The organism is Qipengyuania thermophila (assembly GCF_004153605.1).
GTDB classification, from domain to species: Bacteria; Pseudomonadota; Alphaproteobacteria; order Sphingomonadales; family Sphingomonadaceae; genus Qipengyuania_B; species Qipengyuania_B thermophila.
On sequence record NZ_SDSI01000002.1, the window covers coordinates 574,019 to 595,909 of the forward strand.

A 21,891-nucleotide genomic window follows, 5' to 3' on the forward strand; every position below is an offset into this window, starting at 1 on the left:
CATTGCGTGTCTTCTCCTACGCGGCGCTCAGCAGTTCCATGGCATCCGGTGACTCTTCGAGCAACGCGATCAATCCCCGCTCGTGGCGACTGAGCCAGCGCGTCGCGCGCGGAAGCCTGAGCTGCGCGCGCCACTCCTCCTGCTGCTCGACCACGCTGAAAACGGCCGGATGGATGTAGCTGCGCCGGGTCACGGCGGGCGTGTTGCCCAGCCGGTCCGCGACGCTCTGCGTGAGTTCCTTGATGGTCAGGACGCGGGTCGACGAGGCCAGCGTCTCGAAGCCAATCACACTTCCGTGCCACGTGCGGAACATCTTGGCGGTGAAGCCTTCTCCCATCGTTTCGCGCAGGTACTCGTTGACGTCCGAGGAATCCACGTCGTGGCAGTTCTGCTCCTCGTCGAGGTAGCGGAACAGACGCTGGCCCGGCAGATCCTGCAGGCCGCGCACCACCTTCGCCAGCCGACGGTCCGTCAGCTGCAGGTCGCGCAGCACGCCATGCTTGCCCTTGAAGCGGATGCGAAGCGTATCGCCCACCACCTTCGCGTGCCGGCCCCTCAGCGTCGTGGCGCCGAAGCTCTTGTTGCTTTGCGCATAGCATTCGTTCCCGACGCGCAGCGCGCCAAGGTCCAGAAGCCGGACCACCCCCGCGATCGCCCGCTCGCGCGTGATCCGTCGCTGGGCCAGATCCTTTTCGACGCGCATGCGCACGAGCGGCAGAAGCTTGCCGAAGGTCGCGCACCCGTCATACTTGACGCTCTCGCGGTGAGCGCGAAACTCGGGGTGGTAGCGGTACTGCTTGCGCCCTTTCGCGTCGATCCCGGTGGCGAGGATATGCCCGTTGGGCGCCGGACAGAACCACGCGTCGCGATAGGCCGGCGGCAGCGCAATCCGGTTCAGCCGCTCGCGCTCGCGGCGGTCGGAGATGAGCCGGCCCTCGGCGTCAAAATAGGCCCAACCCTTGCCGGATCGGCGTCTCGTGATCCCCGGAAGCTCGTCATCCACGAAGATCAGCGGTGCCTTGTCGACGTCCATGGTGTGAGGAACCTCGCGCCCGCCCTTGTTGTTCCTGCTCTCGTCCATCGGATGTGGGTCCGGCGGAAGGGTGGCGCAAATCGAGCACGAAAGGCACGGATGTGAGCGACGATTACCAGCCGCCTGAGGTCTGGGCCTTCGACGACGGGCATGGCGGCCGATTCTCAGCCATTAACCGGCCCACGGCCGGGGCGCGAACGACGACCCCGCTGCCCCGCGGCGAGCACGCGCTGCAACTGTATTCGCTCGCAACGCCCAACGGGGTCAAGGCGACGATCATGCTCGAGGAACTCCTTGAGGCCGGACACGGCGACGCCGAATACGACGCCTGGCCGATCGACATTTCTGCGGGCGAGCAATTCGGCAGCGGCTTCGTCGACATCAATCCAAATTCGAAGATCCCTGCGCTCGTCGACTGGTCGGAAGGAACGCCGCTTCGGGTCTTCGAGAGCGGGTCGATCCTTCTGCATCTGGCGGAGCGGTTCGGCCGTTTCCTCCCGGCGCGCGGATCGGCGCGGACGGAGACTCTGAACTGGCTGTTCTGGCAGGTGGGCAGCGCCCCGTTCATCGGCGGCGGGTTCGGACATTTCTATGCGTACGCTCCGGTCAAGATCAAATACGCCATCGACCGCTACGCCATGGAAACGAAGCGGCTGTTTGACGTGGCCGACCAACGCCTTGGCCAGACGCGCTATCTCGCCGGCGACGAATACACGATTGCCGACATCGCCGCCTTCCCGTGGCTGGCACCGTTCGTGGAAGGGTCGATCTACGGCTCGGCACGCGAATTTCTCTCGATCGCAGAATACGGCCACGTGGCCCGCTGGGTGGCGGAGATTGCCGCCCGCCCGGCCGTGCGCCGCGGCCGCATCGTGAACAAGACTTCCGGCCCGCCCGAGACGCGGCTGGAGACGCGCCACTGCGCGGCCGATTTCGCCGGCAAGGACGTCTGACAGCAGGCAGCGGCGGCGCGCCGTGCTCGCCACTTGGCAAACAGGCGCCGGGCGCTATAGCGCCTGCAGGCCTTGGGGCGTAGCCAAGCGGTAAGGCAGCGGTTTTTGGTACCGCCATGCGCAGGTTCGAATCCTGCCGCCCCAGCCACCTTTAGACCTCCTCGGAGACCCCCTGCGTCAAGACGCCTCAAGAGGGCCGAAGTTGCGGGCGCAGGCGGCGAGCATGGTTTGAACCGTCGCCAGCGCCTCGCCCGCCATGGTCATGTCGTGCGGCACCGGCTGGGGTCGCGTCGGAAAGGTGCCATAGCCCGCGAACAGACAATGCCAGCTGGCGCTGCTGTAGGCGGAATGTGGCCCGTAGATCTCGGCCAGCCGCTGCCGGAGATCGGCGTGGGTGAACCAAGCCGTGATGACCTGCTTCAGCGGTTCGGACAGCGAATGGTTGCTGGCGTTGGCACGCCAGAAGTTGCCTTCCCGCTGATTGAGCCGGTAATGCGCGACGATGTAGTCCCGGATGCCGTCATAGCGGGTGGCAACGGCTTCGTTGAAGGCCCGGAGGCGATCCGGTCCGGCATCGGGCGCCCAGGCGGCGATGAAGCGTTCGACAGTGTGGATGACGATGTGCAGCGCCGTAGCCTCGAGCGGTTCGATGAACCCTTGCGCGAGTCCGACGGCGAGACAATTGCCGCGCCAGCTCTGGCGAACGCGTCCGACCTTCATCCTCAGGCGGCGCGTCTCGCCAGCGGAGAGCATGCCCAAGGCCTGCCTCAATTCGTGCTCGGCCTCGTCATCCGACACGAATGCGGAGGAGTAGACGTAGCCGTTGCCGCACCGCGACTGGAGCGGGATGCGCCAGCGCCAGCCGGCCCGCATGGCAATCGCCTCGGTCAGCGGCGTTGCCTGCCCCGGCGGCGGTGTCGCCATCACCACCGCCCGATCGACGAACAGGTTGTCGTCAAAGGCGATGAAGGGTTCGCCGAGCGTCTTCTGCATCAGCTCCGAGCGGAAGCCCGAACAATCCACGAACATGTCGGCGGTCAGCCGCGTGCCATCGGCACACACGAGCGCGCCGATCCGCTCGTCTCCCGCGCACTCCACCGCCGCCACTTCGGCGCGGACATGGCGAACCCCCCGAGACGTCGCCCAGCCGCGCAGATAGGCGCCCAGCTTGTACGCATCGAAGTGATAGCCATGGGACGGTGCGAAGGGAAAGGAATCGGCCGCGTGCGGCGATAGCCCCGCGAGCGCGAGACGGGAGGCCAGAAACCAGTCGTCAGGATGGGCGAAGTCGACCGCAGCGCCGCGGCGGGCAGCGGCGCAGACGCGGGTGTACGGCGGCTCGGTGTGGAGATCGACCGGCGACGGGAAGGGGTGGATGTAGTGCGAAAAGCCCGGCCGCTTGCTCCACCCGTGGAAGCGAATGCCCAGCTTGAAGGTGGCATCGCACGCGGCCATCCACTCCGCCTCGTCCACGCCGAGACGATCGAAGAACGCCTTGAGCTGCGGCGTGGAGCCTTCGCCGACGCCGATGATCCCGATCTCAGGGTTCTCGACGAGCGTGACCGTGGCGCCGCGCCCGGCGAAGGCTTGGTGCAGCAGACAGGCGGCGATCCATCCGGCGCTCCCTCCGCCGAGGACCACGCAGTCCGGCGCGCGCACTCCGTCAGTCATCTGCGCTCCGGTGTCAGCCGGATTGCCAGCCCGCCCCCCGGCGCAAGCTCGAACGTCCGGGTGTCGCCCGCGCGCAGGGTGATCGTCTCGTAGGCGATGGTGTGGCGGCTCTCGTTCTCGTAGGTCGCGCCCGGCGCATCCTTGAAGACGGTGGCTTCGTATGTCCGGCGCGGGTCGAGGAACGCGAACTGGACCGTAACGTCGCGCCGGGTGGCGTCGTTGACCCCGCCGACATACCAGTCCGCGCTGTTGCGGTCCTTGCGGGCGAAGATCGCGTAGTCGCCCACTTCTCCGGCAACAAGCCGGCTGTCCTCCCAGTCCGCCGGCACCTGCTTGATGAAGGCGAGTTCGCGCGGATGCGCCTCAAGGTTCTCGATGAAGTCGGCCGCCATCTGGATGGGCGAGTAGATGGCGAGGTACAGCCCCAGCTGCTTGGCGAGGGTCGAGGAGAACGGCATGCCGCGGTCTCCCACCAGGCTCAGCACGCCCGGCGTATAGTCCATCGGCCCGGCCAGCATGCGGGTGTAGACAAGCGTCGGATCGTGATCGGGGCCGTTGCCGAAGCGCGACCAGGCGTTGTACTCTTGACCCCGGGCGCCCTCGCGCGCCACCCAGCTCGGATAGGTCCGCCGCAGGCCGGTGTCCTTGACAGGCTCATGGGGGTTGATCGCGATCCGGTGCCGGGCGGCAGCCTCGACAACGCGCAGATGGTGCTGGACCTGCCGTTGGCCGTCGTGCCACTCGAACACCTCTCCCCGGCACGGATCGGCCGCATCGGCATTGCAGGCGATGATCCCGCCGGCGTCCGCCACATAGCCCGTCTTGACCACGCGGACGTTCAGCCGGTCGTACAGCGCCAGAGCGTCATCGAGCTGTTTTTCGTAGTTGGCGATGTTGCCGCCGGTCTCGTGATGGCCGACGAGCTGCACGCCCCGGCTGCGGGCATAGGCGGCAACCTGCTCGAGATCGAAATCCGGATAAGGCTGCGTGAAGCTGTATTCCCGGCCGTTGCCGAACCAGTTGCCGTCCCAGCCGATGTTCCATCCCTCGATCAGGACGCCGGCAAAGCCGTGCCGCGCCGCGAAATCGATGTACTGCTTGGCGCGTGCGGTCGTGGCGCCATGCCGCGGACCCTGGGCCCAGGTCCAGTCGCCGCGGATCATGCCCCACCAGATGCCGATGTACTTCTGCGGCCGGAACCAGCTTGAGATGTCACCGAGCCGGTTCGGCTCGTTGAGGTTCAGTTCGAGATCGCTTTCGACCAGCCCCGCCGCACTGTCGGCGATGCGGATCGCCCGCCACGGCGTCACGAAGCCGCCGCGCCGCACGACCTTGGGTCCGCGGCTTGAAGGAGACAGATGGGTGCGGAAGCGCTGTCCATCGAACCGCTTGAACCAGTAGCCGGCATAGTCCACCAGCGCCGCCTCATGGAACGACAGGTGCGTCCCGTCGTCGAGGCGCATGGTGATCGGGGTGTGGGCCGTGCTGACGCTCCCGATGTCGGTCTTCTGATACAGGTATTCGTATCGGTTCCAGTCGCCACCCTGGATCCACCAGGCGGTTCCCTTCGGCGCGACCACGAATTCGGTCAGTTCCTCGGCGATGTTGACGAGGCCGCCATTCGTGTTCTCGGGAAAGTCGTAGCGGAAGCCGACCCCATCGTCGAACACGCGGAACTGCACCGCCAGGCTGCGCTGTGCCCCGCCCTTCTCCCGGAACGTCACTGTCATCGCGTTGTGGCGATCGGTTACAAACCGGCGTTCGCCCCAGGGCTGTTCCCAGCGCGCATCGGCGCTGCCACGCTCAACGCCGGAAAGGGCGAAGTTGCGGCGCATGGGATCGGCGTCGGTGAACAGGAAGCCAAGCTGGCTGGGCGCGATGAGAACCTGCCCGTCGCGGCTGATCTCGTAGTAGGGAACCCCCTCGCCATCGGTGTTGGCCGTCACCGTGATCCGGCCGTCCGGCGACGAGACCCGCTCCTGAGCCAGCAATGCTGCAGGCGCCGCGCCTGACAGCGCGACAAGGAGAAGCGCCCTCAGAGCTGCACGAGCAGGCCGCCAAGCGGAGGCAGCCCCTCGGGCGAGGCGCCGTTGACCGCCATCAGAACGCGTGCCTCCGGCGGGAGAGACGCGAGGCCACGGGTGTGATGAAGCGACAGGTTGAACAGGCATCGGATCCTCGCGTCTTTCCACAATCGGTCGAAACTGAGCAGGTCGTCGTCGCCGCTGCACCCTTCGAAGGCGCCAAGGCGAAGCGCCGGATGCGAGCGGCGGAGGCGAAGGAGCGCGCGGACGAGATTCAGCACCGACCCCTCGTCCTGCTCCTGTCTGTCGATGGCGCGGACACGGTTGCCCGCGCCGAGCGGCAGCCACGGCGTGCCGGTGGTGAACCCGGCCTGCGGCTTGTCGGCCCGCCATGGGAGCGGCGTCCGCACCCCGTCCCGTGACAGCGTCAGGGGCCAGTTGGCGATCGCCTCCGGATCGCGCAGATCCTCGAAGGCGATCTCGTCCTGATGCAGTCCGAGTTCCTCACCCTGGAACAGGATGATGTTGCCGCGCAGCGCTGTGAGCAGCAGCAGCTTCAGCCGCACTCCCGCTTCGTGATGCTGCTCGTCCCACCAGCGCGAAGCGGCGCGGGGGGCGTCATGGTTCTCGAATGCCCAGCTGGGCCATCCTTCGTCACCCTCCCCGCTCCATGCGGAAAGGGCATCGCAGACGAGCGCGGGCGTGAGGTTCCGCGCATATAGGAAGTCGAACCCGTAGGCTGAGTCCAGACGCCGGGGACCGGCTGTGAACGCGCGCATTTCGGCAAGAGCGTTGTCTCCCCCCACCTCCGCCACAGTGAAAATCGCGCCATAGCGGTCGGTCAGCGCGCGGATCCGTTCGATGAAGGCGATGATGCCCGGATGCGACTGGTTGAAGAGGTGCTGCTGAAAGTCGAACGGCCGGGTTCGCGGGCGTCCGTCGTCGGGCGCGGGCGGATTGTCGCGCAGGCGCGGATCGTGCATGGCGAAGTTCAGCGCGTCGATGCGGAAGCCGTCGACGCCGCGATCAAGCCAGAACTGCGCGACCGAGAGCAGCGCGTCCTGCACCTGCGGGTTGTGCCCGTTCAGCTGCGGTTGCTGAGGCAGGAAGTTGTGCAGATAATACTGGCCGCGGCGCGCGTCCCAGGTCCATGCCGGCCCGCCGAAAACGGATTGCCAGTTGCTTGGCGGCGACCCGTCCGCCTTCGCGTCGGCCCAGACGAACCAGTCCGCTTTCGGGTTTGTCCGGTCCGCCCGGCTTTGGGTGAACCACGGGTGCTGATCCGAGCAGTGCGAGTAGATCTGATCGATCAGCACCCGCAGGCCCAGCTCGTGCGCGCGGGCCACCAACGTGTCGAAGTCGGAAAGCGTTCCGAAGATCGGGTCGACATCGGTGTAGTCGCTGACGTCGTAGCCGAAATCGGCTTGGGGAGAGCGGTAGAACGGGCTGATCCAGATCGCATCCACGCCCAGTGAGGCGATGTGCGGCAAACCACGGGTAATGCCGGGCAGATCGCCAATTCCGTCTCCGTTGGTGTCGCGGAAACTGCGCGGATAGACCTGGTAGATGGCCGCGCCGCGCCACCATGGCTGCGCCTCCGCGCGCTCTTCTGACACCGGGTTTTCGCGGACCGGCAAGGCGGCGTTGGTCATCCCTGGAGTTCGCAGACCAGATGCCCGAACGGCGCGATGGTCACACGCACGCTGCCAGGTGCCGCCACAGCGGGTGGACAGGCGCCGGCAATGGGGCGGAGCCGGCTCGCCAGCCCGTGAACGGCGACGGTGCGCGTGATCGGCTGCGCAGAGGTGTTGAAGGCGACGAGCACCCGCTGACCGCTTTCGGCGTCGAAACGCTCCACGGCGAGCAGCCCCTGGCCCTCGTGGTCGGCCGCACGCACGGTGCTCAGCCCCCGCCTCAAAGCGGGATGCGCGCGCCGGATCTGCGCCAGGTCGCCGATTGCGCGATAGAGCGGGTGGTTGATGTCGAAGTTCGAATCCGCGGGCGTGGCGGTCGTGCCCAGCAGCTCGTTATCGTTGTAAACCGCCGTCCGGCTCGGAAACATCGGTTCGCGGGCAAGCTGGTCGTGGCCGTCCGACACGAACCCCTGTTCGTCACCGTAATAGATGGTGGGCACTCCCCGCAGCGTCAGCATCATGGCATGGCCCAGCATGGTGCGGGCCAGCAGTTCGTCGGCGCCGGCTTCGGGATTGGCGCGCCGGACGAACATGCTGAAGCGGCCGAAGTCGTGATTGCCGAGAAATGTCGGCAGGCTCAACGCCGCCTGTGCACCGCCGGGGTAGATCACGTCCTGCTCGAGCAGATCGGCAAGCGTGCGTGGCGACGCGCGCCCTCCGACGACCCGCTGCGCGGCGCTTGCAAACCCCATGTCGAGGGCCGACGGCAGCCCGCTCTCCCACATGATCTGCGCGGCCAGCGTAGCGGACGGCTCGTCGAAGGCGATCTCGCCGAAAATGTGGAAGTTGGGGATGCCCCGGGCCTGTGCCCGGGCCTGCATGGCCGGGACGAAACGTTGCCAGAAGCTCGAATTGACGTGCTTGGCGGTGTCGATCCGGAACCCGTCGATGCCAAAACGGTCGATCCAGCCGCCGTAGATCTCGATCATCCCTTCAAGCACCCGCGGATGCTCCGTGAAAAGATCGTCCAGCCCGACGAAATCGCCATGGCGGGAGCTTTCCCCGACCCAGTAGGTGTCCCCGCGATTGTGGTAGTAGATCGGGTCGTTCAGCCACGCCGGGACCTTCACGCCGCGCTCGTCCTCCGGCACCACCGGCGTGTAGGCCCAGCGCGGATCGTTGAGGCGGGCGAAGTTCTCCGGGCTCTCGTCCTCGTCACCTGCGAAGCCCACGTTGATCGGCGGACCTTCCACTCCGCCCCGGCGGGTGTACGGGTAGTCGGCCTTGCTGCGATAGGCATAGCCGTTCGCATCGCCCTCGGCGTAGCGGATCACGTCGGCGGTGTGATTGGTGATGATGTCCATGTAGACCTTCATCCCCCGCGCGTGCGCCGCGTCGACGAAGGCGCGGAACTCTTCGTTCGTGCCGAAATGCGGGTCGACCTGGGTGAAGTCTGTGACCCAGTAGCCGTGATAGCCTGCGCTGCGGTTGTCCGGCGGCCCCTGGACCGGCTTGTTCTTGAAGATCGGCGCGAACCAGATGGCGGTGACGCCCAGTCCCTGGATGTAATCGAGCCGCTGGGTCAGACCCTTGAGGTCACCGCCCTGGAAGAACGCCTGGCTTGTGGGATCGAAGCCGGTCACCTCGCGATCGCCCGTCAGACCGCCGCGATCGTTGGTCGGGTCTCCGTTCTCGAACCGGTCGGGAAGGACGAAGTAGATGATCTCGTCCTGCGGCAGGCGTTCGCGCATTGCCCTTGTCACGGAGGTTGCCGGCGCCTGCGCCCCAGACAGACGTTCCTCCCCGGCCGCCCATGTCGGCGTCGCCGCCAGCATCATTCCGGCGGTGAGGAGTGCGGCGAATACTCCACTGGTCATGCGCGTTTCCTCTGCGGTTCAGTCATCATCGCTTGGCGAAGAGCGGCCGCATGGGTCGGCATGCGTTCAACCGCGGCGGCATGGCGGGCGAGAATGGCGTCGAGCCGGGCGCGCAAGGCCTCCGGTTCCGCCCCGGCGGCGAGCGGATGCACGCACGCGGGCAGGATGTTCTGGCCGATCAGCACCTGCGACCACCCTTCCAGCGTGAAGAGATCCTCGTCGCGGCGCGAGACAGTCGCGGTGTGACGCCAGAGTTCGAGTTGCTCCACCAGCGTGTCGGGCAGTGCCGCTGCGCGCCGTTCATCCCAGAACGGTTCTCCCTGCCGCCCGTTGGCATGGTAGTGGAGGATCAGGAAGTCGCGGATCCGGCACCACTCCGACTGCGCCTGCCGATTGAACTCAACCGCACAGCAGGTCGCGCGCGGGTCCGAGGGCAGCAGTTGGAGCAACCGCGCGATTGAGGATTGCACCAGATGGATGCTGGTGGATTCGAGCGGCTCCATGAAACCGGCCGCCAGCCCGAGCGCGACGCAGTTGCCGACCCAGTGGCGGCGGCGCGTGCCGGTGGTGAACGAGAGCAGTCTGGGGTCCGACTCCGGCTCGCCATCAAGGTTGGCGAGCAGCACGCGACGCGCGTCCTCCTCGTCGCAGAAGCGGCTGCAGAAGACGTAACCGTTGCCGATGCGGTGCTGCAGCGGGATGCGCCACTGCCATCCGGCCTGCCGCGCCGTGGCGCGGGTATAGGGCGTGAAGTCGCCGGCAGCCGCACACGGCACCGCCCATGCCCGGTCGCACGGCAGCCAGTGCGACCAGTTGTCGAACTCGCGGGGTGCGAGTGCCTCCAGCAGCACGGCCCTGAACCCGGTGCAGTCGACGAAGAAATCCGCTGGGATGCGGCTACCGGATGCCAGGACAAGAGCCTCGACCGCCTCGCCGTCGGAGGAGAGAACCACATCGACGATCCGCCCCTCGACCCGGCGCACCCCGGCAGCCTCGGCATGGGCGCGCAGCAGCTTGGCGTAGAGTGCGGCATCGAAATGGTAGGCATAGGGGCTTTGCGGCTCGTCACCCCTGCCAAGTGGAGACGGCACGCGCCCTGCGGTAGCGGCAACCCGATTGAGCGAGTAGGCGCCGAAATCCCGCGCAAGGCCGGCGGAGCGGGCGTGGAGCCAGTGGTGGTGAAACGGCAGGACGCCATGCGCCGCGCCGGTGGGGCCGAAGGCATGCATGTAGCGTGACCCCTCGCCGCTCCAGCCCTCGAACATGATGCCGAGCTTGTAGCTCCCTCGCGTCGCGCGGAAGAACTCGCCTTCGTCAAGGCCCACCGCGGCGTTGAACAGGCGGATCTGCGGGATCGTCGCCTCACCCACCCCGACGGTGCCGATCTCCTCGCTCTCGATCAGGGTGACTTCAAGATCGGAGAGCACGCCGAGCGCGGCCGCAGCCATCCATCCGGCGGTGCCACCACCGGCAATCACGACATGTCGCAAGCCGCGCTCGCTCACCCCCGCACCCCTTCGCACCCAGCTACCGTGATTGCACCGGGGAGACGCGGCGACGCCGGCCCGCACGTTGCGGGACGGCGCCATGCCCGCCAGACCTCAGAAACGATAGGTGAACCCTGCAAGAAACCGGCGTCCGAATGTCTGATAGTCGAGCACCTGCCGGGTGAGACCCTCCCCCGCGATCGACACGAACGGTTCATTGGTCAGGTTCTGCCCCTGAACGTAAATGTTCAAACCCTGCAACGCCGTTCCCTGGGGGAATTCATAGCCGATCTGCGCGTCGACGATCGTCTCCCCGCGCGCCACGCGCCGGGTGGGCGATCCCCCGAACCCGGTGAAGTCGCCAAGGAAACTGGACCTGTGACGCACGCTGGCGCGGGCGTTCAGACCGAACGCTTCGTAGAACAGGGTGCCGTTGGCAACCCACTTCGAGTAGCCGGGAATGCGTGTCTCGTTGCCCGACGCGTCGGTGACGGAGGTTTCGGTATAGCTCACCCCGCCCGTGATCCCGAACCCGCTCAACAGGCTCGAGATGGTGTCGAAGGGCAAGGTGGCGGCGAGTTCCGCACCGTAAAGGTCGCCGCCGCCGGTGTTCACCGGCGCATCGAGATTGCCGATCGTGGTGACCGGCGCCGGTCCGGGCGGCAGGGGCAGGCCCGCATAGTCGAAGACGAAGCGACCGCCGAAGATGAAGCTCTTGATGTCCTTGTAGAACAGCTGGAGCGCCAGCACGCCGGCATTGCCGAAATACTTCTCGATGTTGAAATCGACGGCGTTGGCCCGGTACGGGCGAAGGAACGGGTTGCCGCCCCCGCCGCTGATGAAGGGCGCCTGACCCGTCGGACTTTCGGCCGGGTTGTTGTTGATGCCGTAGCCGAGCGCGATGCGCATGTCGTCAAGACGCGGGCGCATGATCTGTCGCGACGCCGCGAACCGCAGCACCAGGTCACTGTCGAAGCGCATCGACAGGTTCAGGCTCGGCAGCACATCCCAATAGGACGCGCCCCGCGTGATCACCTGCGGACCGGTGGGCGTGAAGGCGAAACCGGTCGATTCCTGGTCGGTGCTCACGGCCTGCACGCCGATGTTGCCGGTCAGGACGCCCCCACCAAGCCGCTGCTCGATGTCGGCCTGAAGATAGAGCGTCATCAGGTCTTCGCGCACCGAGAACTGCTTGGCGAGCACGTCCTGGTCGCCGCCCCCCGTGCCGTCGCGGAACTGAAGCACCAGCGCGCCGGCATCGATCAATTGCCGAGGATCGTAGCTGACGATCGGTCCGAGCCCCAGATAGGCGAGGTTCGTGGGCGCGAGCAGAAGTTCCGAAGGCACGCGCGCGGTTCTGGCTCCGCCGGGCAGCCGCACGAACGCCTCGTTCGGCGTGAGCGACTTGTCCCGGTTGGTGTAGTTCATGCCGAACTTGACGGCCGAAATGAACGAATCGATCTCCCGCTCGACATGCACCCGGTACTGCATCAGCTCGTCATCGATGATGCGGTTGTTGTAGTAACCGGCCTGAACGCTGTCGCCGCCCCAGCCGAGCGGATCGGTGAGCAGCACCAGTGACGGGTCGCTGTAGTTCAGCGACGGGCTGAACACCGTGCCGCGCTCGCCGGTTCGGAAGCCGATGGTGGCGGCGGCACCGATGCCGGTGTCGTCACCGTTGTAGCCCGTGCCGGCATAGCTTTCGAGATTGAGTTCGTTGCGGTCGGTGCGCGAGTAGCCGAAATCGAAATAGGCCTTCCACCCGTCGGCGCCGTCCCACTTCGCGTTGAACCCTCCGGCGACGAGTTCGGCCTGCCGCTGGAACACATCGTTGCGCACCACGCCGCGCACATTGGTGAACTGTCCGGCGGTAATCACGCCGTTCTCCACCGTCGCACCGGCGGGATTGAAGGCAACGCCAAAGCCCCCGCCAAAGCCGAGCGGAAGCTCGATCCCGCGCCGCAGCTGGTCATCGTCGAAGTCGGAGTAGAACCCGTCGACCGTAAGTGTGAGACCGGGCGTCGGCTCCCACTGCACCGTTCCGGCAAGACCCAGCCGCTTCAGGTTGGTCGACTGCACGAAGCTCTTGTTGCCGCCGATGACCGCATTGCCGCCCACGTCGGCATAGCCCCACGCGTTGAACTCCTGGACCTGGTACGGCTCGTCGACATAGGAAGCCGCCAGCGAAATCCCGATCGTGTCGTCGGCGAACTGGTCGACGAAGGTGGCGCTGGCGCGGTAGCCGAATTCCTCGGAACCCGCGTTCAGCCGACCGAGATCCGTGTAGGAGCCGCGCCCGCCAATCGCCAAGACGCGCCGGCCGTAGTCGAGCGGCCGGATGGTGCGGATGTCAATGGTTCCGACCAGCCCCTGTCCGACCAGCTCGGCGCTGGGAGATTTGTACACGACAACCTGGTTCACCAGCTCGCCGGGATATTGGTCGAACTCGACCGCGCGGTTGTCTCCGAGCGACGTCTGCTCGCGTCCGTTCAGCAGCGTCTGCGAGAAGTCGGGGCCAAAGCCGCGGATCGACACCACGTTCGCACGGCCGTTCAGGCGCTGCGCCGTCAGGCCCGGCAGGCGCGCGATCGCCTCGCCGATCGAGTTGTCAGGAAGACGTCCGATGTCTTCCGCAGTCACCGACTCGACGATGAGGTTCTGGGTGCGCTTCTCCGCCACCGCGCTTTGCAGGCTGGCGCGGAAGCCCGTCACGACGATCGCCTCCGCCCCCTCTTCCACCGGCTGCGCCGCGTCCGCTTCACCAGCGGGCGGGGTTGCAGCCGGGGGCTGCGGCGTGGCGCCCTGCTGGGCGAAAGCGGCGGCCGGCATCAGTGCCAACGCCATCGCGGAGCCGGCGAACAGCGCTGCGCCGCGGGTGCGCTTGATCATGGTCATCTCCCCCTCGCACGCCGGCAATCCGGGCGTGCCGTTTTCATCGCCTGACAATGAACTGAAACAATTCACCCGCCCAGTTCGCATACGTATGCCCGGCTGCCTGGGAACAGCCTCGCCCGGAATCCGCCTGAGGCGATCACCGGCGATGACGGATGCGCAGCGATGCGTTAGGCAGGCGGGACGCAACCTCTGGGCAGTGCCGCGCTATGCCTTCACGACCGCCGGACAAGGTGACAAGCTTCGACATCGCGTACCGCGCCGGCGTGTCGCAGCCCACGGTCAGCCGCGCCCTGCGCGGCGACCGGGCCGTGAGCCGCGAAACCCGCGAACGCATCCAGCAGATTGCGCGCGAGCTGAACTACACCGTCGACAAGAACGCCTCTGCGCTCCGCAGCCAGCGCGCCAACACCCTGGCTCTGCTGTTCTTCGACGAGGCGGCCACGGCCGGCAGCCGCATCAACCCGTTCTTCCTCACCATGCTCGCCGCGATCACCCAGGCGTCCGGTGCCCGCGGCTTCGACCTGCTGGTGTCCTTCCAACGCCCCGACGACGACTGGCTCAGCCGCTACGAGGACAGCCACCGCGCCGACGGGCTCATCCTGCTCGGATATGGCGACAACCGCACCTATGCCCGCTGTCTCGAGCACCTTGCGCGGCAGCAGAGCCACTTCGTGCGCTGGGGCCCGATTGGCGACACCGTGGCCGGCGCGGTGGTCGGCTCGGACAACGAGCATGCCGGGTTTCTCGTCGGGCGGCATCTGGCCGCCGCCGGACGCCGCTCCGTGGTGTTCTGCGGATGCGCGGACTCCGGCTACCCGGAGTTCAGCGACCGCTGCCGGGGGCTGATCCGCGGCTTCGTCTCTCCGCCCGGAGGCGTGCCCGTCCGCACGATTGACGCGCTGAGCAGCGAGGCGGACGGCGAGAAGGCCATCGATCAGCTGCTGTCGGCGGGAGCCAGCTTCGATGCCGTGTTCGCCGGCAGCGACCTCATCGCGATCGGCGTTCTTCGTCGCCTCAAGGCGGCCGGTTTGAGAGTTCCGGAGGATGTCCATGTTGTCGGGTTCGACGACATTCCGGCGGCGGCACTCACGTCTCCGGCGCTGACCACCGTGGCGCAGGACACGGAAGCAGCCGCCGTGCTCCTCGTCGATCTTCTGGTGCGGCAGATCGAGGGAGAGAAAGTTGAGAACGCCGTTCTGCCCCCTCGCCTGGTGATCCGCCAAAGCTCGCCCGCAGCAGCGGGTTGAGCTGCGCCCGCTGACCGTCGGCCGCATTCGTATGCAGCTTGCGCGCAGCGGTCCCGGGGTGGCACTCCGCAGGCACAACGACAAGCCGGATGCAGGCGGCGACCGCATTCGGCAGGGAGCAGGGATGGACAAACCGCGGCAGAGTGCGGCCGGGCTGTGGAATATCAGCTTCGGCTTTTTCGGTATCCAGATCGGCTTTGCCCTGCAGAACGCCAACATGAGCCGCGTCTTCCAGTCGCTCGGCAGTGCCATCGATGATCTGCCGGTGCTGTGGATCGCCGCCCCGCTCACCGGCCTTCTCGTCCAGCCCATTGTCGGCCACCTGTCCGACCGGACGTGGCTCGGCCGACTGGGATGGCGGCGATGCTGCTGTGGGTGCTGGACGCCTCGCTGAACATCAGCATGGAGCCGTTCCGCGCCTTTGTCGGCGACATGCTGCCCAAGTCTCAGCACACGGCCGGCTATGCCGTGCAGACCGCCTTCATCGGCAGCGGCGCAGTCGTCGGCTCCATCTTTCCGTGGCTGCTGGACCATTTCGGGGTCGCCAATGTCGCGCCCGATGGCGGCATTCCCGACACGGTGCGATTCAGCTTCTGGGCCGGGGCGGCGGCGCTGTTCGCGGCGGTTCTGTGGACGGTGCTGACGACGCGGGAATATTCTCCCGAACAGATGGCGCGGTTCCACAGCGATACCGCCCAGCCGGACCCGGCAGGTTTGACGCGTGCACTGGCAAGCCGTCCCTTCACGGCGCCAATCGTCTGGCTGGTTGCGGGCGTGACCGTGATGCTCGCGGTGCGGGTGTTCGCCTTCAAGCAGGAAGTGCTGCTGCTCGGCGCGCTGATGATGACCTACGGGCTTCTGAGCGCCTATGTCATTGGCCGCGCCCGCGGAGGGGCTGCGCCGGGCATGCTGGGCAGCATCATTGGCGACTTCTCAGCCATGCCGGAGGTGATGAAGCGGCTGGCGCTGGTGCAGTTCCTCAGCTGGGCCGCCCTCTTCATCATGTGGATCCACACCACGCCGGTCGTGAGCCAGTACTTCTTCGGTTCGGACGATCCCGCCAGCGCCGCCTACCAGAATGGCGCCAACTGGGTCGGCATCCTCTTCGCCATCTACAACGGTGTCGCCGCGGTCGCTGCGCTGACACTTCTGCCATGGCTGGCGCGGCGGATCGGCAAGGCGGCAACGCATGCCGCCTGTCTGCTGTGCGGAGCCGCAGGGTTCGCCGGCTTCTTCGTGCACCGCGACCCGCATTGGCTCATTGCCAGCGAGATCGGCGTGGGAATCGCCTGGGCGTCCATCCTGGCGATGCCGTATGCCATTCTCGCCTCCAGCCTGCCGGCCGGCAAGCTTGGCGTGTACATGGGCCTGTTCAACGTGTTCATCGTGGTGCCGCAGCTGCTGGTCGCGACAGTCATGGGCACGATCATGGTGTCCCTGTTCCCGACGGAGCCGATCTGGACGATGGCATTTGCCGCCGGCGCGCTGATCCTCGCGGCGGTGGCGACCCTGCGCGTGCAGACCGAGCCTGATCCGCTGCCGACAGGCGCGTCTCAGGCGGCGGCGTAGATCCTGTCGAGGACGTGCGCGACGGTCCCGACGCCATCCACGGCGGGATCGAAGCGATTGTCCTGCGCGAGGCGCAGCGCCCAGTCCGCAGCAACCCGTCCTCCCCACGCATCGGGCGCCGAGGCGATAATCTCGCGCGATGTGCCGCGGTCAACGAAGGCTTCGAAGTCGTAGAAGCTGCCGCCCACGTTACGAAAACCGGCGCTGGCCTCTGTGCCGTAGAAGGTTGCCGAAATGACCGCATCGGCGCCGGCGTTGAGGTTCCAGGAACAGGCCAGGTTCAATGCCGCTCCGGAGTCGAGATCGATGCGGGCAACCGCATAATCCTCGACCCGCACATCGTCTCTGGCCAGCGGCTGGCCACCGGCGAAGAGCCGCGCGCTCACTTGCCGAACCTCGAGCTGCTCGAGCAGGAAAAGCGCAAGGTCGACGAGGTGCACGCCAAGATCCATGACGCAGCCGCCGCCGGACTGTGCCCGGTCGAAGAACCACTCCCGCCCCGGCCCGTAGGCATTGTGGAAGACGAGATCGACAGCGAAGACGGTGCCGAGGCTGCCCTTGCGGATCGCATCACCGATCGCCTCCACCGCCCGGGTGCGGCGGTACGAGAAGTCGACGGCCAGCAGCCGGTCAGCCCGCCGGGCGGCGGCAATCGCGGCTTGCGCCTCGTCCGCGTTTCGTCCGAGCGGCTTCTGGCAGAACACCGCAGCGCCTTGATCCAGCGCCGCGATCGTCTGCGCGGCGTGGTGCGCGCTCGGGGTGGCAACAACGATTCCGTCCAGACCCATGGCGAGCATGGCGCCCAAGCCGTCCACGCGCGCCGCCTGCGGCGCCAGGAGCAGCGCTTCGCGGGCACTGGCATCGTCCGGGTCGCACACCGCCGCCGCCTCGACCACTCGCGTGGCGAGCATGGCCTCCATGCGGTGCCGGCCAATCCAGCCGGTGCCGAGGAAGCCGAGCCGGGGACGAGTCACGAGAACGCGACCAGCGCCTTGACGAAGCCGCCGGGCTTGTCCCGCGTGGCAATCAGCGCCTCGTCCAGCTGTTCCAGCGGATAGGTGGCTGAAAAGAGGGGTGAGGGATCCAGTCGCCCGCTGGCCACGGCATCGATTGCCTCGCGCAGGCCACGCATCTGGACGGCAGGATCGCGCTCGTGCGCGTTGACCACGTCGATGCCCTTCCAGTTCCAACCCTGCATGTTGACCTGTCGGGGGCCATCCTGATGATAGCCGGCGACCGCCAGCACCCCGCCCGTGCCGACGAGTTCGCCGGCGAGGTCCAGCGGCCACTGCTTGCCGACACACTCGATAACCCGTTCGCACATGGCGCCGTCGGTCGGTCCGCTCACCTGTGCGATGATGGCGTGGTGGTCGTGCATGGCGATGGTGTGCGTCGCCCCGAACCGGCGCGCCAGGGCGAGCGATTCCTCCCGGCGCGAGATGGCGATGACCCGCGCGCCCGCCTCGCTGGCCAGACGGCACAGCACTGCGCCAAGGAAGCCGATGCCGATGATCGCCACCGTCTGCCCCGCTTCGATGCGGCTGCGCCGGAAGATGTTAAAGGCACAACCCAGCGGTTCGCCCGGAAAGGGCGTGCCCGCCAGCGCGGGCGGCAGCACCGCGGTGGCGGCGGCAGGAACAACCTCGTACTCGGCGAACGACTGCGCGCCGAGAAAGGCAACGCGGTTTCCGGCCGCTGGCGCAGCAACGCCGGCTCCGACCGCATCGACCACGCCCCAGCCTTCATGCCCCAGACCGCCCGGAGCCGTGGGGAAGCGCATCCATTCCGGTCCTTCCCAAGGCTCGATGTTCGAGGCGCAAACGCCGCAGCCCTCGAGACGGACCCGCACCTCGCCCTCGCCCGGCTCGGGAACGGCAACCGATGTGACCGCGAAGCGGCGCGGGCCGGTCAGAACCGCCGCGCGCATGGCACCGTGAGCAACCGTCATGCCGCGCCTATAAACCTCTGAAGTTCCGCGTGCGCGTAGTCGTCGCTCACCTGCCGCGGCGGATGCTTGCAGAAGTAGGCCGAGGCCGGGTTGATCACCCCCCCGATCTTCCTGTCGAGCGCCAGCTTGGCGCAGCGGATCATGTCGATCGCCACCCCGGCCGAGTTCGGGCTGTCCTCGACCGAGAGGCGGAGTTCGAGGTTCATCGGCACGCCCCCGAACAGCTGCCCCTCCATGCGCAGGAAGCACACCTTGTTGTCGTTCTGCCAGGCCACATAGTCGGAAGGCCCGACATGGATGTTCTCGCTTTCGAGCCGCCGCGCCGCCACCGACTGCACCGCTTCGGTCTTGGATCGCTTCTTGGACGCCAGCCGGGTCCGTTCAAGCATGTTGAGGAAGTCGGTGTTGCCGCCCGTGTTCAGCTGGTAGGTACGTTCAAGGCGCACGCCGCGCTTGGCAAACAGGTCCGTCAGCACGCGGTGAACGATCGTCGCCCCAAGCTGCGCCTTGATGTCATCGCCGATGATCGGCACGCCGGCCTCCTCGAAGCGGCTCGCCCACGCCGGATCGCTGGCGATGAACACCGGGATCGCGTTCACGAACGCAGCACCGGCCCTTAATGCGCATTCCGCATAGAACTCCGTCGCGGCCTGCGAGCCGACCGGGAGATAGTTGACCAGCACCTCGACACGGGCCTCGCGCAGATGCTCCACCACCTCGTCCATCGACGGCTCGGCCGCCTCCGCGACGACGAAGCTCCGCTCGGGCGGATGGGCGCGCATGTGTTCGGCGACGCCGTCGAGCACGCGGCCCATGCGCACCCTGGCTCCCGTCGGCTTGACCGCATCGCAGAAGCGGGTCGTGCAGTTCGGGCTGGCGAAGATGGCCTCGCTGACATCCGTGTCCAGCTTGCGCTTGTCCACGTCCCACGCGGCAACCACCCGGATGTCGCCGGGAGCGTAGCCGCCGATGTCTGCGTGCATCAGGCCCGTGTGATCGTTCGACCCCCGCCCGTAGAGCGACAGGCCCTGAACAAGCGAGCTTGCGCAGTTGCCCACGCCGACAAGGCCCACCCTGATTTCGCGTGCGGCGCTTCCGCCCATCACTGCACCCCTCGCGCGGCAGTCCGGACCTGAGCACTGGGCGGAGCGTAGCGGTCCGTCATCCAGGCGCAGAAGTCGGCAAAGGCCTGAGGCTCCCTGGCAAGGCTGGTATGATGCGCTTCGAGGCCGAGATGTTCGGGCGTGAAGCAATACGTCACCAGCAGTTCGAAATCCTGCAACGCCTCCATCTGCCGGTCGAACCAGTCGAGCGCGCCCTCGCGGAAGCTGTCCGCCCAGCTCAGCCCGGTGCGCAGCTTGCGCACGCCCAGATCCTTCATCCACCGCACGGCATCGTCCAGGCGCGGATCCTCGAAATGGAACCATTGCATGATGCCCATTTGGGCCGCATGCCGGCGATAGTGTTCGAGCGCGAGCTTGGGCGTGCCGTCCTCGCGGATCAGTCCCATGTAGAAATGCCGGTAATAGCTGGATCCCTCCGCCTCGCGGTGCCGTGTTTCAGCGCCCCAGCTCTGCGGCAGGTCGAAGAGGGAATACCAGTACACCTGCGGCACGCGCCCGATGAGCAACTCGGCCGTCCGGTTCAGCCCGAATACCTGCACCTCCTCGGCGCCGAACGAGCCGACACCGACCTCGGTCGCCCAGACGGGCTTGTCAGGGACAACGGCTTCGATCTCGGCGATACGGTCGGGCCAGGAGTGGATCGGCCACAGGTTCCAGTCGAGCGGAAACCCGTGCACCGCGACCACGTCGACGGCTTCCAGCGCCCCCTGGTCGCGCATCCGGCTCACCCAGTGCGGATCGATGGGCGACATCCCGCCAAGGACGCGGGTCAAGCCGGGCCGCACGGACTGAACGGCGGCACCCGCCCGGATCACGGTGTCGGCATAGCCCGCCCATTCTGGATCAAGTTCGGGGTTCCAGTGCGACTTGTTGTTCGGCTCGTTCCAGAGCATCACCGCTTCGATCATGCCGCCCCCTCTTTCGCGGGATAGACCGCCATCGGCCCCATGTCCGCAAACGGGACCGGCGCGGTCCGGCACAGGTAGACTTCCGCTTCGATCTGCGCCTCCACGCGGAACCCGGCGGCGCGCAGCATTGCCTGGCTGCAGGCGCTGTTGGGTGCCCACCAGTTCGTCCAGTCGTCGGCGTATTCATGCTCGATGAAATGCATCTTGGGGTAGCCCGGTTCGTCGAAATAGTCCGGCGGGTCGAAGGTGCCCGGCTTGTGAAACGGATGATTACGCGGCGGATCGAAGACGTGCTCGCTGCCGCGCTGCATCGTCTGGAACAGCAGCCAGTCCCCGGCCACATGTTCGCGAATGAGGTCAAGCGCCAGCAGCGGGTGGCGCAGGTGATAGAGCACTCCCATGAAGATGACCCAGTCGAACGTCTCGCGAAGAGCCGCGACGTCGTAGACCGACAAGTTGCGAAACTCGACGTCGCCGACCCCGCGCGCATCCGCCGCGAGCCGCGCCTGCGCCAGATAGCGGTCGTCGGTGTCGATCCCGAGCACGCGCCCCGCACCTCTCGCCTTCATCTCGAGCGCGTAAAAGCCGGCGTTGCAGCCGATGTCGAGAACCGACCGGCCCTCCAGATCAGCCGGAAGGCTGCCGGCGAAGCGGGCGAACTTGAACGCCGGATAATCGCCGAGGAAATGTTCGGGCGCGGTCCGGATGCCGCCGCCAAGGTCGATGTTCTGAAACCATGGTGCGAGTTCCCGCACCCGTTCCTCGAGATCGGTCACGGTTCCTGATGCGGGTTTCATGCCGGAGTCTCGTTCAGGCTGATCACTCTTGCTCCCCAAGTCCCGACGGCGAGGCGGCTGATGGACGCAGGATCGATATCGAACCGGAGAAGATGGTCGAGCGAGAGCCCGAGCGCCTTGGCGACGACTGCCCGGATGACGTCGCAATGGCTGACCATCACCGCCAACCCGCCATCATGGACGGTCGCGGCGGCTTCGACCGCCCGCCAGGCGCGACCCTGAACCTCCGTCATGCTTTCGCCGCCCGGAGGCCGCGCGGTCGCGCGGCGCTCGTTCCAGGCGCGCCAGTCCGGCTCATGATCGAGCTCCGCGAAAGACCTGCCGCGCCACGCGCCGAAGTCCACCTCATCCAGAGCTTCCACCACATCGACCGTGCACGATGCGGCCTCGGCGATGGCGGCTGCGGTCCGCCGCGTGCGAAGCGATGGGCTGGCGAGCACGCGACGAGGTTCCAGCCGGGCCACGCACTTCGCCAACGCCTGCGCCTCGCGCGTTCCCTCCGCGGAAAGGTCGGCACTGTCGCTTCGCCCCGTCAGCACGCGGCCGTAATCCGCATGGCGCGCGTGCCGGATCAGCAGAAGGGTGATGCTCATCGGCCATCGCTCGGCGCATAAGCTATGTAGAAGCAAGGAACAACCCCGGAACGGTCGGCCAAGCGTGCCCTGCGCGCGACAAGCCGTTCAACTGCTTGCTGTCGAGAGGGATCACGACCCTGTGCAAGCCT

At 66.9% G+C, this 21,891-nt stretch carries 15 protein-coding genes, 1 tRNA gene and 1 pseudogene; 4 read left to right on the forward strand and 13 right to left on the reverse strand.

Going from position 1 to position 21,891, the window contains the following annotated elements; all coding sequences use genetic code 11:
* Positions 1–16 precede the first annotated feature (16 nt).
* Positions 17–1,033 carry a DNA topoisomerase IB gene (locus tag ETO60_RS07100; RefSeq protein ID WP_130004664.1) on the reverse strand — a complete coding sequence of 339 codons (1,017 nt, stop codon included), beginning with the start codon at positions 1,031–1,033 and terminating at the stop codon, positions 17–19.
* Between the two features lie 101 nt (positions 1,034–1,134).
* Here ETO60_RS07100 and yghU point away from each other — a divergent pair, with 101 nt between their 5' ends.
* The gene (yghU, locus tag ETO60_RS07105; protein ID WP_130004110.1) at positions 1,135–1,986 is read left to right on the forward strand and encodes a glutathione-dependent disulfide-bond oxidoreductase; all 852 of its coding nucleotides are present in this window, start codon (positions 1,135–1,137) and stop codon (positions 1,984–1,986) included.
* 73 nt (positions 1,987–2,059) lie between these two features.
* A tRNA-Gln gene (locus ETO60_RS07110) sits at positions 2,060–2,134 on the forward strand.
* 29 nt (positions 2,135–2,163) lie between these two features.
* Here ETO60_RS07110 and ETO60_RS07115 read toward each other — a convergent pair.
* The 6 genes from ETO60_RS07115 to ETO60_RS07140 form a co-directional block, all read right to left on the reverse strand.
* Entirely contained in the window at positions 2,164–3,657 is a 1,494-nt protein-coding gene (locus tag ETO60_RS07115; protein WP_130004112.1) for a tryptophan halogenase family protein, read from the reverse strand.
* Positions 3,654–5,696, reverse strand: coding sequence for a glycoside hydrolase family 97 protein (locus ETO60_RS07120; RefSeq protein WP_130004666.1), 2,043 nt, complete (start codon positions 5,694–5,696; stop codon positions 3,654–3,656). The genes ETO60_RS07115 and ETO60_RS07120 overlap by 4 nt, the downstream gene beginning before the upstream one ends.
* Positions 5,693–7,333: an alpha-amylase family glycosyl hydrolase gene (locus tag ETO60_RS07125; protein WP_130004114.1), complete on the reverse strand. Its 1,641-nt coding sequence runs from the start codon at positions 7,331–7,333 to the stop codon at positions 5,693–5,695. The genes ETO60_RS07120 and ETO60_RS07125 overlap by 4 nt, the downstream gene beginning before the upstream one ends.
* Positions 7,330–9,150: an alpha-amylase family glycosyl hydrolase gene (locus tag ETO60_RS07130; RefSeq protein WP_199798852.1), complete on the reverse strand. Its 1,821-nt coding sequence runs from the start codon at positions 9,148–9,150 to the stop codon at positions 7,330–7,332. The genes ETO60_RS07125 and ETO60_RS07130 overlap by 4 nt, the downstream gene beginning before the upstream one ends.
* 38 nt (positions 9,151–9,188) lie before the next feature.
* A complete protein-coding gene (locus ETO60_RS07135) occupies positions 9,189–10,715 on the reverse strand; it encodes a tryptophan halogenase family protein (RefSeq protein WP_315850280.1) in 1,527 nt (508 codons plus the stop codon).
* Between the two features lie 78 nt (positions 10,716–10,793).
* On the reverse strand, positions 10,794–13,568 hold the full coding sequence (locus ETO60_RS07140; RefSeq protein WP_315850274.1) for a TonB-dependent receptor: 2,775 nt from the start codon (positions 13,566–13,568) through the stop codon (positions 10,794–10,796).
* Positions 13,569–13,780: 212 nt separating this feature from the next.
* On the opposite strand from ETO60_RS07140, the gene ETO60_RS07145 reads away from it, so the two are divergent.
* The gene (locus ETO60_RS07145) at positions 13,781–14,821 is read left to right on the forward strand and encodes a LacI family DNA-binding transcriptional regulator (RefSeq protein ID WP_130004122.1); all 1,041 of its coding nucleotides are present in this window, start codon (positions 13,781–13,783) and stop codon (positions 14,819–14,821) included.
* Between the two features lie 124 nt (positions 14,822–14,945).
* A pseudogene (locus ETO60_RS07150) lies at positions 14,946–16,390 on the forward strand (MFS transporter).
* Here ETO60_RS07150 and ETO60_RS07155 read toward each other — a convergent pair.
* The 6 genes from ETO60_RS07155 to ETO60_RS07180 are packed head-to-tail and all read right to left on the reverse strand — an operon-like array spanning position 16,375 to position 21,760.
* A complete protein-coding gene (locus ETO60_RS07155; protein WP_130004124.1) occupies positions 16,375–17,364 on the reverse strand; it encodes a Gfo/Idh/MocA family protein in 990 nt (329 codons plus the stop codon). The pseudogene ETO60_RS07150 and the gene ETO60_RS07155 overlap by 16 nt on opposite strands.
* Positions 17,361–18,338 (reverse strand): MDR/zinc-dependent alcohol dehydrogenase-like family protein, encoded by a 978-nt coding sequence (locus tag ETO60_RS07160; protein WP_199798845.1) that lies wholly within the window; start codon positions 18,336–18,338, stop codon positions 17,361–17,363. Before ETO60_RS07160 ends, ETO60_RS07155 begins: the two co-directional genes overlap by 4 nt.
* The gene (locus ETO60_RS07165; protein WP_130004126.1) at positions 18,335–19,441 is read right to left on the reverse strand and encodes an inositol-3-phosphate synthase; all 1,107 of its coding nucleotides are present in this window, start codon (positions 19,439–19,441) and stop codon (positions 18,335–18,337) included. Before ETO60_RS07165 ends, ETO60_RS07160 begins: the two co-directional genes overlap by 4 nt.
* Entirely contained in the window at positions 19,441–20,370 is a 930-nt protein-coding gene (locus ETO60_RS07170) for a glycoside hydrolase 5 family protein (protein ID WP_130004128.1), read from the reverse strand. Before ETO60_RS07170 ends, ETO60_RS07165 begins: the two co-directional genes overlap by 1 nt.
* On the reverse strand, positions 20,367–21,167 hold the full coding sequence (locus ETO60_RS07175) for a TIGR04290 family methyltransferase (protein WP_130004131.1): 801 nt from the start codon (positions 21,165–21,167) through the stop codon (positions 20,367–20,369). The genes ETO60_RS07170 and ETO60_RS07175 overlap by 4 nt, the downstream gene beginning before the upstream one ends.
* A complete protein-coding gene (locus tag ETO60_RS07180; RefSeq protein ID WP_130004133.1) occupies positions 21,164–21,760 on the reverse strand; it encodes a histidine phosphatase family protein in 597 nt (198 codons plus the stop codon). The genes ETO60_RS07175 and ETO60_RS07180 overlap by 4 nt, the downstream gene beginning before the upstream one ends.
* Positions 21,761–21,891 lie beyond the last annotated feature (131 nt).